Here is an 11,873-nt window from a genome sequence, read left to right on the forward strand (position 1 = left end):
GCGTCTAAGGCGTAGTTGCCTTTCTTCTTCCTGCTCCCCGAGTGCGCTTGCGGCTCGGGGTTACTTCATCCGACAACCGGTTTTTCCCCGGCGTGTCGAATTCCTGCGGGGCGGCCGCTTCGGCATCGAGGCCGAAGCGGTGGCCATCGTATCCGATGGCAATGCCCGCAATTTTCTTCCCGGCCGCGACGGCATCGAGGAAAAATGTCGAAAGATCGGGCAAGAGGTCGCGCGCGATCATCACCTCGATCGCGCGGGCGCCCGTCTCGCTGGTGCGTGCGCGCGAAATCAGCGCGTCGCGGGCTTCCGGCGACAGTGAAAGCGTCGTCCCGTAAGTGGCGGCAACCCGCTCGCGGATCCGGCCAATCTGAATATCGACGATGCCCGACAGCGTCTCGGTGCCCAGCGGCATGAAGGGCAGCGCCGTCGTGCGGCCGAGGAAGGCCGGCTTGAAATGCTTCTGCAGTTCCGGCAGCAGCAGCACTTCGAGTGCGTCCGGTTCGGGCATCGTCTCGGGATCGGCGGAAAGGGCTGAGATCATCTCCGAACCGGTATTGGCCGTCATGACGATGGTGGTGTTCTTGAAATCGATGTCCCGGCCTTCGCCGTCGCGCAGCGTTCCCTTGTCGAACACCTGATAGAAGATTTCCTGGACACCCGGATGCGCCTTGTCGATCTCATCGAGCAGCAGCACGCCGTAGGGCCTGCGCCGCACCGCTTCCGTCAGCACCCCGCCTTCGCCATAACCGACATAACCGGGGGGCGAGCCGAGCAGCATGGAAATCTTATGCTCCTCCTTGAACTCGGACATGTTGATGGTCGTCAGGTACCGGCTGCCGCCATAGAGCATGTCGGCGAGCGATAGCGCCGTTTCGGTCTTGCCGGTACCGGACATGCCGACCAGCAGGAAGACGGCCGGCGGCCGGCGCGGATCGGAAAGCCCGGCGCGGGCCGCCCGCATGGCCGCAGCGATCCGCTCGATCGCCGCGTCCTGGCCGAGCACCCGCTCCTTCAGCCTGATATCGAGCGTCTTGACCGTCTCGATCTGGTCGGCGAGCAGCTTGCCCAGGGGGATCCCGGTCCACCGGGCAACGACGGCAGCAACGATCTCCTTGTCGACAACGCGCGGCAACAGGGGTGTCTGCTCGGCCACGGCCGCCAGGCTCCGCTCCGTAGCGGCAAGTGCGGCGCGTGCGCTCTCAGCGGTCATGGCCTGCGATGGGAAAGGCGCCACATTCGTGCCGTCGCCTGAATTGTCGACCGGCGCCAGCGGCACGACGGCGTCGTCGGGCGAGAACAACTCCTCCAGCCGGTCGGCCTCCCGGACGAGCCGGTTTTCTTCGTCGAATTTCGACCGCACCGCCTCTATCTCGAAGACGATCTCCTGCTGCTTACGAGCGATCTCGCCAAGCCGAGCGCTCTTTTCCGGCGTCTCCGGTTCACGGGCGAGCCAGTTCGCCTCGGTTTCCAGAAGATCGCGCTCGTCGGTCAGCAGCTTCAGCGCTTCCGGCGTCGTCTGGCGCGCGAGAGCCACTGCGGCGGCGGCCGTGTCGATCAGGCTGATTGCCTTGTCGGGAAGCTGCCGGTCCGGCAGATATCGGGCCGAAAGCCGGACTGCTGCGACGATCGCCTCGTCGCGGATGCGGACCTTGTGATGGGTTTTCAGGCCTTCGGCGACGCCGCGCAGCATGCGGATCGCGGCTTCTTCGTCCGGCTCACGCACATGCACGGTCTGGAAGCGGCGGGTCAGGGCCGCGTCCTTTTCGATGAAGCGCTTGTATTCGCCCCAGGTCGTCGCCGCGATCGTCCTCAATTCGCCGCGCGCCAAAGCCGGCTTCAGGATATTGGCGGCATCGCCCTGCCCCGCCTGTCCGCCGGCGCCGATCAGCCCATGCGCCTCGTCGATGAACAGGATGATCGGTTGCGGCGAGGTCTTCACCGCATCGACCACGCCATGCAGCCGCCTTTCGAACTCGCCTTTGACGCCGGCACCTGCCTGCAGCAGGCTGAGATCCAAGAGCAGCAGCTTCACATCCTTCAGCCGGGCCGGCACGTTGCCGCCGGCAATCTCCAGCGCCAGCGCTTCGGCCACCGCGGTCTTGCCGACGCCGGCATCGCCGACGAGGATCGGGTTGTTCTGCCGCCGGCGCATCAGAATATCGATCAGCTGCCGCAGTTCGCGGTCGCGGCCGATGACCGGGTCGGTGCGACCCGCCCGGGCGTCCGCGGTCATGTCGCGGGTGTAGAGACGCAGGAATTCATTGTCCCCGGCCGGCGCGGCGGACACGGAAAGCGGTTCTGCCGGACCGGGCGCTGCCGTCTCCAGCAATCTGTCGAGCATGGCTCTGTCGAGGTTGCGCAGCGACGGGGCGATACCGCGGATAAGGGCACGCAATGCCGGATCGTTCAGCAGCGCCGCCAGCAGATCGGCGAGAAGCACGACATTGCGCCCGCATTGCAGCGATGCAACCAGAAAGGATTCCCGGCCAAGGGCAAGCAGGTTGGGCGAGAGCGCCAGCGAGGCGCCATCCTCCCGCGGGATGTCGGCGATGGCAGCGTCAATCTCCGTCCTCAGCGCCGCGGAGGAGACTTTGAGCTCTTCGAAAACGGCAGAAAACTCCGCAATATCAAGAAGCGAGCGCAGCCAGTGGGCGATGTCCACAACGGCGTGCTGATGCCGCACGGCAAGCGAAGCCGCTGTCTCAAGACCGACACGTAAATTGGGCTCAAGCGTTCTTATCAGACGATTGAGATCGATATGGGACATTCGCAAGTCCTGTTTTTACGTCGAAATTCAGCGCGCATTTGTGACGCAAAGAACAACTAGGGCGCTCATAAACCCTTGTCCAGAAGAAAAACGACTCTATTTTGAAAAATGAACATAACGAAAGTCGTCATAAATCCGTCATCATCCGGAGATGGTTGACAAGCCAATACAGGCCGCCCAAAATGCCCTCTCTCTGCAGTATGCTCTGATTTTTGAGGTATTTAACCGCGTGAACGTCCACGAAATAATAGATCCACTTGAGACAGATCGCCCGTGCGGAGAAAACGTGCGCGTTAATACTGTATCTCGTGAAATATACTATAGAATTAAGGACGCGAGAAACGCCGCACGTACAGCCGAACGTAGTATTTCCCCCGGTGATGTTATTGCGCTTGCACCCGCCTGGCATGATGTTAGCAATCTTGGATTGCAGATCCTTTCTTCCCGGAGCAAGGACATCGAAGTATTGGCCTGGCTTGCGGAGGCACAGCTGAGGCTGCGCGGCTTCTCTGGATTGCGCGATGTCTACGTTGCAACCGTGTCGCTTTTAGACCAGCATTTCGACGCCTTGCATTCGATCGGCGATGGCGATTTCGAGGAACGGTTCGCGCCCTTCGCAGGCCTCAACGGTGTCGGCGGCGAAGGAACGCTCATCCAGGCTATTCGTTTGACATCGTTGATCCCGGACGGGAAGTTCGCTCAATATTCGCTTTGGGATTTCCAGCTTTCGCAGCGGCCGAACGAAGCCGATCGGCGCGAGGAATTGCAGCAGGCGGCCATGGAGGCCGGTGTCGCTCAGATGTCAGCCTATCTCGGCGTGCTGACGGAGTGCATCGCCGCTTTCGACCGCATGGTCGCAATACTTGACCAACATTGCGGCGACCAGGCGCCGCCGAGTTCGAATACACGCAATGTTTTGCAAGAGGCCGCGTCTGCAATCCGGTTGCTCGCCGGGCTCGACGCTGCCGCGGCCGCGTCCGAAACGCCTGCGTCGCAGGGGCTGCAGCCATTGCCGGCAGGCAATGCCGACGAGCCGGAGGCCATTCGCACGCGACCAGCCGGCACTGAGGCGATTCGTTCGCGCGAAGAGGCCTTCGAACTTCTGATCGCCGTTGCGCGCTATTTTCGCCGCACCGAGCCCCATTCACCGATCTCCATGTCGATCGAGACGCTGGTGCGTCGCGGCCGCATGGATTTTTCCGAGCTTCTTGCCGAGCTCCTGCCCGAACAGCACACGCGCAATGCGGTGCTGACGGCAGCCGGCATTCAGCCCGTCACCGACAAGGGAGGCTAGCGGCGTTCGGCCGGGCTTTCCGGCCGAACGCCGAAGCACCTCAATTCGCAATCCGCCGATGAGAAGGAGAATCTCGATGGCAAGTGTGCATGAGAAACTGGAACGGGTTCGCAAGCCGCGGGTCCACATTAAATACGAAGTGGAAACCGAAGGCGCGATGGTGGTGAAGGAGCTGCCTTTCGTCGTCGGCGTGCTCGGCGATTTCTCCGGCAATCCCACCCAGCCGCTCAAGGCTTTCGGCGAGCGAAAGTTCGTCCAGATCGACCGCGACAACTTCGACGACGTCATGCGCCGCATGACGCCGGGCCTCACCCTGTCGGTCGAGAATACGCTTGAGAAAAACGGAACCGAGCTTCCGGTTTCGCTGAAATTCGAAAGCATGGCCGATTTCGAACCTGGCGCGGTCGTCGATCAGGTGCCGGCGCTGAAGGCCCTGCTCAACGCCCGCAACCAGCTGCGCGATCTGATGAGCAAGGCGGACCGCTCCGAAGAGCTCGAGCGCCTGCTCGAAGACATCCTGCAGAACAAGGCCGATCTCTCGCAGCTGGTGGCTGAGCTTGGCGGCGGCAAGGCCGAAGCGGCGAAGGACGCGTTGAACTGAGTGCCTGGGATCGCGGGGCGAACGCGGCCCGCGTGAAGTCCTGAAGAATCGTTGTCCGGCAGCGGCCCCTTTTGAAGGGAACCCCTCATCCCCAAAGGGTCGCCGCTTTCGCAAAAAAGGATCGATAGATGACTGCTGAAACGCAATTGCAGACAAAGGAAGAGGCCGGGTTCGCTGCTGATGAGGACCTGCTCTCGAAGGTCGTTGCGGCAACCCGCCAGACCGAGCCCGACCGTGCGCAGGATCTTCTGCGCACCCTCACCGACCAGGCCCTGAAGGGCACCGTCACCTATGATCGCAATCTGACGATCACCTTGAACAATGCCATTGCCGAGATCGACAAGGCGATATCAAGCCAGCTCGCGGCAATCATGCAGTCGCCTGAATTCACCAAGCTCGAAGGCGCCTGGCGCGGCTTGAATTATCTCGTCAAGAACAGCGAGACCAGCGCCAACCTGAAGATCCGCGTGCTCAATGCATCCAAGCGCGATGTCGCCAAGGATCTGGCAAAAGCGGTGGAATTCGACCAGTCCAGACTTTTCAAGTCGGTCTATGAAGACGAATTCGGCACGCCTGGCGGCGAACCGATGGGTGCACTGATCGGCGATTACGAATTCGACAATTCCATCGATGACGTCCAGCTTCTGCAGGGCGTTTCGATGATCGCCGCAGCCGCCTTCGCCCCGTTCATCTCGGCCGCCAGCCCCCGCATGTTCGGCTTCGAGGATTTCCGCGAGCTGGCAAAACCCCGCGATCTCGAAAAAATCTTCGAGACCGTCGAATACGCCAAGTGGCGCAGCCTGCGCGAGAGCGATGATTCCCGCTTCGTGACGCTCGCCATGCCGCGCGTACTGGCCCGCATGCCCTACGGCCCGAAGACCAGCCCGATCGAGGAGTTCAACTTCGACGAAACCGGCGGCTCCAAGAGCCGCGAGCTGCCGCACGGCTCCTATTGCTGGATGAACGCGGCCTATGTGATGGGCACGCGGCTGACCGAAGCCTTCGCCAAGAACGGCTGGTGCACCGCCATTCGCGGCGCGGAAAACGGCGGCAAGGTCGAAGGCCTGCCGATGCACATCTTCTCCAGCGACGACGGCGATCTGGACCTGAAGTGCCCGACGGAAGTCGGCATCACCGATCGCCGCGACGCCGAACTCGGCAAGCTCGGCTTCCTGCCGCTCTGCCATTACAAGAATACCGACTATGCGGTGTTCTTCGGGGCGCAGACGGCGCACCGGCCGAAACTCTACGACCGGCCCGAGGCGACCTCCAATGCGGCCGTTTCCGCCCGTCTGCCCTATATGATGGCGACCTCGCGCTTCGCCCATTACCTCAAGGTCATGGGCCGCGACAAGATCGGCTCGTTCATGGAGGCGGAAGATTGCGAGGCCTGGCTCAATCGCTGGATCTCCAACTACGTCAACGCCAATGACGATGCCGGCGAGGAGTCGCGGGCGAAATACCCGCTGCGCGAGGCGAAAGTCACCGTCCAGGAAATCCCCGGCAGACCGGGCGCCTACAACGCCGTCGCCTGGATGCGTCCGTGGCTGCAGATGGAGGAATTGACCACCTCGCTGCGCATGGTCGCCCGGATCCCGTCGAAGAACTGATGAAATCAGGGCTGGTGCGTGGCGAGATTTCCGCCGCGCACCGGTCCTTGCATCCGAAACATTTGGTCAGGTCGACGATGGGTTCCAGTACTGAATGGCGGCGCCGGGCGGATCAGCTGATTACGCTGATCGACGAGGCGCTGAACAGGCAAGTCAATGCCATCCTCCACCATCCCGATTTCCAGGCGATGGAGGCGAGATGGCGCGGCCTTGCCATGCTCGTGCGCGAGGCAAGCCGCAGCGGTGAGGTGAAGGTCAAGCTGCTCAGCGTCAGCTGGCGCGAACTCGCGCGCAGCATGGAGCGGGCCAGCGACTTCGACCAGAGCCACCTCTTTGAACTGATCTACAGCCGCGAGTTCGGCATGCCGGGCGGCGAACCCTTCGGCCTGCTGGTCGGGGACTATCATCTTTCTCCGGGCGATCCCGCCGACGGCGATCCTGTCGGCACGCTGTCGCAGATCGGCATGGTGGCGGCCGCCGCCTTCTGCCCCTTCGTCGCCGGTGCCGCGCCGCTTTCGATCGGGCTGGAAGATTTTCACGAACTGAACCGGGTCAACGATTTTTCCTGGCTTGCCACCGAGGCGGACCGCATCCGCTGGAACGGGCTTCGCGCCCGCGAGGATTCGCGCTTCCTCGGGCTTGTCGCGCCGCGCATCCTGATGCGCCCGCCGCTCGAACCGCATGCGCGGGGTCGCAATGACGGCTTTCCCTTCCGCGAAAGCATTGCTAGCGACGGCAGTTCGCTGCTCTGGGGCAATGCCGCTTTCGCCTTTGCGACTGTCGTCATCCGCAATTTCATTACATCAGGCTGGTTCGCGGATATCCGCGGCGTCACGCAGGATGCCGTCGATGGCGGTCTGCTGAGCGCGGCCGAATTGCCGCCTTACGATTTCGGCACCGAAAGCAACGGCCTGTCAGCCCAGGCGCCGGTGGAAATCCACCTGACCAGCAGCCAGGAGCAGCAGCTCTGCGATCTCGGCATCATCCCTGCCGCGACCACCTATCTCTCCTCGTCGGCGATCTTCAATTCCAACCAGTCGCTGCATGCGCCGCCGCACTATTCCAACGAACATGCGCGCCAGAATGCGCGGCTGGCCGCCATGCTGCAATATGTGCTCTGTGCGTCGCGCTTCGCGCATTATCTCAAGGTCATCATGCGCGACGAAATCGGCCAGCTTTCCGATGCGATCTCGATCGAGCGCAGACTGGCCGACTGGCTGACCGCCTATACGCTCGGCAACGACGATGCCGACATCACGCTGCGCACGCGCTTTCCCCTGCGCTCCGCCGGCATCAGCGTCGCCGAGATCCCCGGCAAGCCCGGCAGCTTCTCCTGTACGGTCCGGCTGCAGCCGCATTTCCAGCTCGATGACGTTGCCACGAGCTTCCATCTCATCGCCGAGACCGCAACCACGGGCCAGATCCTGAGCCGCCCCGTCACTATCCCTGAGAGGATGTCCGCATGACGCTTTCCGCCAGCATCGCCCAATCACTCAGCGACAATGCCCTCGAGGACGCGCTCGATGAGGTCAAGGCGCATCTGAAGGCCAAGCCCTCGGATCAGGAAGCGCGGCATCTCTATATCGATCTTCTCGTGCTATCAGGCGATTATGAGCGCGCCGACAATCAGTGCAGCCTCGCAGCCACCCTCTCTCCCGACGCAACGATGGGCTTTGCTTTGCTGCGCAACGAGCTTCGGGCGATGGCGGCGCGCGATGCCTGGTTTGCGAGCGGCGCCCTGCCGGAATTTCCGCAAGGGCCGAGCGAACTCGACAAGCTCGCCGTCCGCCTCGGCATCGCCCATCGCGACGGCAATGCGGATGAGGCGAGGGCGGCGCTGAATGCGCTCGATGAGCTGAGGGGCGAGCGGCCGCTGATCTGGAACGGCAGGCCGGTCTCCGATTTCCGCGATCTCGACGATCGCACGCCGCACGCTCTCGAAGTCATCATGACCGGCGGCGGCTATCTGTGGATCGACTTCGCCAAGATCGCAGCCCTGTCGATCGAGCCGATTGCCCGGCCCCGGGATCTCGCCTTCCGTCGCGCCGAACTGTCGCTCAACGACGGCGCAGCCGCCTCGGTGCTTCTGCCGGCGGTCTATCATGGCACCGGCAAGGATGCGACGCTCCGGCTTGGCCGCGAAACCGATTGGGTCGACGAAGCCACAGGCATTACCACCGGCCGCGGCCAGCGCTGCTTCCTCGCCGGTGACGAACTGGTTTCCTTCCACGACACCCGGAATCTGGAGATCGTGCCGGCAAGCTCTGCCGGCAGGCAGGTCGCGCATGGTTGATCCGCTCGAACGCTACCGGCAGCGCGACCGCGTCCTATCCCGCTCGATCCTCGACAGGTTGATCGACGAGGCTCCGGATCGCGCTGTCGATCCGCCGATAAGCTTCGTCGACCAGGTCCGCGAGGTCCGGGAGGCCATCCGCCGCGATCTCGAGGCGCTGCTCAACACACGGCGCTCCCCGGCCACGCCGCCGGCGATCCATTCCGAACTCAGGGATGCCCTGGTGAGCTATGGTGTCGACGGCATCGTCTCGGCAAATCTGCTGACCGACCAGGCCAAGCTCAAGCTTGCCGAAGCGATCGAGCGGCGGATTTCGCTGTTCGAGACGCGGCTTTCCGATGTCCGGGTGACGATCCTGAAGAGCCGGACGGTGAGCGAGCGGGCGCTGCGCATGCGCATCCAGGCGACCTTCCGCCTGCATGAAGGTATGCCGCCGATCAGCTTCGAATCGACCATCGATCCGTCGACCCAACGCTTCCTCGTGGAGGCAGGCAATGGCTGAAGGTTTCCTGCACCGCTACAATGAGGAACTGCTGGCGCTGCGCCGCCGGGCCGCGCGCTTTGCCGACGCCTTCCCGAAGATCGCCGGTCGCCTGCGCATGACCGGCGACGTCGCCGACGACCCGCATGTGGAACGCCTGATCCAGAGTTTCGCCTATTCGGCCGCCCGCGTCCGCCAAAAGCTGGACGACGAGTTTCCCGAACTCACCGACGGCCTGCTGGAAACGCTCTACCCGCATTATCTGGCGCCGCTGCCCTCGATGAGCATCGTCAAGTTCCGGCCGAGCGATACGCTCGCCTCGGTCCAGACCGTGCCCCGCCATACGGAAATCCTCGCCGAGCCGGTGCGCGGGGAAGCCTGCCGCTTCCGCACCACGCAGGACGTCGAGATGGCGCCGATCGAGATCGCGGGCGCCAGCCTTTCCGGCCAGCCGATCAACGCACCGCTTTCGCCCTATTCCGGGGTTGCCGGCTGCCTCAGGCTCTCCATCCGCTCGCTCGATGCTCGAAAGCCGCTCGGCGGCCTTGGCATCAGCCGGCTGCGCCTGCATATTCCTTCCCCCTGGCAGCAGGCGGTGGCGATCTACGAACTGCTTGCCAATCACACGCTCGGCATTGCGCTTGCCAAACATGCCGACGACCGCTCGCCGGTCTTCCTGCCGGCTGACAATCTCAAGCCCGTCGGCTTCGAGCCGGAAGAGGCCATGCTGCCCTATCCGGCGCCGAGCTTCACCGGCTACCGGCTGCTCACCGAATTTTTCGCCCTGCCGAGGAAGTTTCTCTTTCTCGACATCGAAGGGCTCGATGCCTGGACGGGTGAGACGCTGGAGCTTTTCATCTATCTCAAGGAGACCGACACGAAGCTGGAACGAGCAGTGTCGGTCCGCGACTTCGCGCTCAATGCGACGCCTGTCGTCAACCTCTTTCGCCAGGTCTGCGAGCCGATCGCTGTCGACGGCACCCGCACGGAATACCGTCTCCTGCCCGATGCGCGGCGCCAGAAGACTCGCGAAATCTATTCGATCGATCGCGTTCTGCTGACCGGCTCGCGCGGCCAGGAGGAATTCTGCCAGCCGTTCTTCGGACGGTCGCAACGAACAGGCACGAGCCCGACCTACTGGCAGGCCAAGCGCCGTTTCGACGAAGATACCGGGACCAGCGACATGGACATCGCCTTCATCGACAGGCAGCGCCGTTCGGCGGGCCCTGTCGATGCGGTCGCAAGCGTCGATACGCTCTGCCTCAACCGCGACCTGCCGGAACAACTTCCTTTCGGCGGCGGTCATCCCTTCCTGCAGCTTGCCTCCGGCCATGAGGCGGTGGCAGGCGTCGAGGCGCTGATCCCGCCAACGCCGTCGGTCCGGATGAACGATCAGGAGGGCCGGAACTGGCGGCTGATCTCGCATCTCGTCCTCAATCACCTGTCGCTCTTCGACAATGACGGCGCGGCGCTGAAGGATATCCTGTCGCTCTACGCCTTCCGCGACAGCCCCGAGACCAAGCAGTTCGTCGACGCGCTCGTCCGGATCAAGGCAGCCAATTCGACCGCCCGTCTCGGCAGCGGCGGCATGGTGCCCGGCACCGCGATCACGCTCGAATTCGATCCCGCCGCCATCGATCGGCCGTCGGCTTTCCTGTTCGCAAGTGTGCTCGACCGCTTCTTCAGCCTCTATACCTCGGTCAACAGCTTTACCCGGCTGACGATCGGCATGAAGGGGCAGTCGCGACCGATCGCCCGGTGGCCGGCACGCGCCGCCGAACGCCCGCTCCTCTAAGGAAGGATCGCCAGACAATCATGGATCTTTCGACCGCCCCCAAGTCAGACGCTCTTGTCGATCTGCTCGAACGCGACCCCGGTCGCTTCGAGCCGGTGACGGCTTTTCGCGTCGCGCAGACGTCGGTGGAGGAAGGACGGCTCGATGTCGCCTCGCATGTCGGCGTCTCGCCGGCGCCGCTTGCGGTCAGCGGATTTAGCCGCAAGGCCGGCCGCGCCACCGTGCGCAGTGCGCTTGCCGGTCTCATCGGTGCGCTCGGCTCCATGCCATCGACCTATAACGAACTCGTCATGCGCGAAGAGCGCAACCGGTCGCGGGCGCTGGCGGGCTTCTTCGATCTGTTCGGCGCGCGGATGGCGGAACTCTTCACCGACGCCTGCGAGAAATACCGAATCGCCCGGCGGCTGCGCTGGGGCGACAGCTGGGCTAGCAACGCTTTCGTCACGACGCTGCTGTCGCTCACCGGCTTCGGCACCAAGCGGCTGGTCGAAAAAAGCGGCGTCGACGAAGAGCTGATCCTGCGTTTTTCGGGTTTCTTTGCCGCGCGCAACCGCAATGCCGTCAATCTCCGCGCCATGCTTGCCGAATTCAGCGGGCTGCCGGTGGAGATCGAATTGTTCCGCGGCCGCTGGCTGACCATTCCGGCGGAAGAGCGCAGCCGCATGGGCCAGCCGCAGGGCGTCCAGCTTGGCGTCAACGCGACGGCAGGTGCCGCCATCCACGATTTCAGCGGCGGCTTCCGCATCGTCATCGGTCCGCTCGGTTTTGCCGACTACCTCCAGCTTGCGCCGGGCGGGCGCGCCATTACCGAGCTCTTCGCCCTGACGCGGCTTTATGTCGGCGCAGCACTCGAATTCGACATACAGGCGATCCTCAAGAAAGAGGACGTTCCCTTCTGCCAGCTCGGACAGGCGGGCGATCCGCCGCGCCTGGGTTGGAACAGCTGGGCGAGGGTCGCGCCGGCGGCGAAAGACAGCGGCGATGCGGTGATCGTCGAGCGCCTGTCGGCCGAGATGCGGTGAGGAGATGGGG

Annotated in this window: 9 protein-coding genes; 8 read left to right on the forward strand and 1 reads right to left on the reverse strand. The window is 63.4% G+C overall.

Features of this window, described 5'->3' with window-relative positions:
* Positions 1-4: 4 nt before the first annotated feature.
* Complete coding sequence (gene tssH / locus RLEG4DRAFT_RS63345) at positions 5-2,767, reverse strand: type VI secretion system ATPase TssH (protein ID WP_003575676.1); 2,763 nt, start codon at positions 2,765-2,767, stop codon at positions 5-7.
* A gap of 229 nt (positions 2,768-2,996) precedes the next feature.
* On the opposite strand from tssH, the gene tssA reads away from it, so the two are divergent.
* The 8 genes from tssA to tssG all read left to right on the forward strand — a co-directional run bounded on the left by tssA (position 2,997) and on the right by tssG (position 11,863).
* Positions 2,997-4,061, forward strand: a complete 1,065-nt coding sequence (tssA, locus tag RLEG4DRAFT_RS63350) for a type VI secretion system protein TssA (RefSeq protein ID WP_085061894.1) — start codon at positions 2,997-2,999, stop codon at positions 4,059-4,061.
* Between the two features lie 76 nt (positions 4,062-4,137).
* A complete protein-coding gene (gene tssB, locus RLEG4DRAFT_RS63355) occupies positions 4,138-4,662 on the forward strand; it encodes a type VI secretion system contractile sheath small subunit (protein WP_003575672.1) in 525 nt (174 codons plus the stop codon).
* Between the two features lie 128 nt (positions 4,663-4,790).
* Positions 4,791-6,272, forward strand: a complete 1,482-nt coding sequence (gene tssC / locus RLEG4DRAFT_RS63360; protein WP_003575670.1) for a type VI secretion system contractile sheath large subunit — start codon at positions 4,791-4,793, stop codon at positions 6,270-6,272.
* On the forward strand, positions 6,272-7,738 hold the full coding sequence (tssC, locus tag RLEG4DRAFT_RS63365; protein ID WP_280803283.1) for a type VI secretion system contractile sheath large subunit: 1,467 nt from the start codon (positions 6,272-6,274) through the stop codon (positions 7,736-7,738). Before tssC (RLEG4DRAFT_RS63360) ends, tssC (RLEG4DRAFT_RS63365) begins: the two co-directional genes overlap by 1 nt.
* Positions 7,735-8,565 (forward strand): type VI secretion system accessory protein TagJ, encoded by an 831-nt coding sequence (locus RLEG4DRAFT_RS63370; protein WP_003575667.1) that lies wholly within the window; start codon positions 7,735-7,737, stop codon positions 8,563-8,565. The genes tssC (RLEG4DRAFT_RS63365) and RLEG4DRAFT_RS63370 overlap by 4 nt, the downstream gene beginning before the upstream one ends.
* Positions 8,558-9,067, forward strand: a complete 510-nt coding sequence (gene tssE / locus RLEG4DRAFT_RS63375) for a type VI secretion system baseplate subunit TssE (protein WP_003575665.1) — start codon at positions 8,558-8,560, stop codon at positions 9,065-9,067. Before RLEG4DRAFT_RS63370 ends, tssE begins: the two co-directional genes overlap by 8 nt.
* The gene (gene tssF / locus RLEG4DRAFT_RS63380) at positions 9,060-10,841 is read left to right on the forward strand and encodes a type VI secretion system baseplate subunit TssF (protein ID WP_003575663.1); all 1,782 of its coding nucleotides are present in this window, start codon (positions 9,060-9,062) and stop codon (positions 10,839-10,841) included. The genes tssE and tssF overlap by 8 nt, the downstream gene beginning before the upstream one ends.
* Positions 10,842-10,861: 20 nt before the next feature.
* A complete protein-coding gene (tssG, locus tag RLEG4DRAFT_RS63385; protein ID WP_003575661.1) occupies positions 10,862-11,863 on the forward strand; it encodes a type VI secretion system baseplate subunit TssG in 1,002 nt (333 codons plus the stop codon).
* Positions 11,864-11,873: the final 10 nt, after the last annotated feature.

Source organism: Rhizobium leguminosarum bv. trifolii WSM2297, assembly GCF_000271845.1.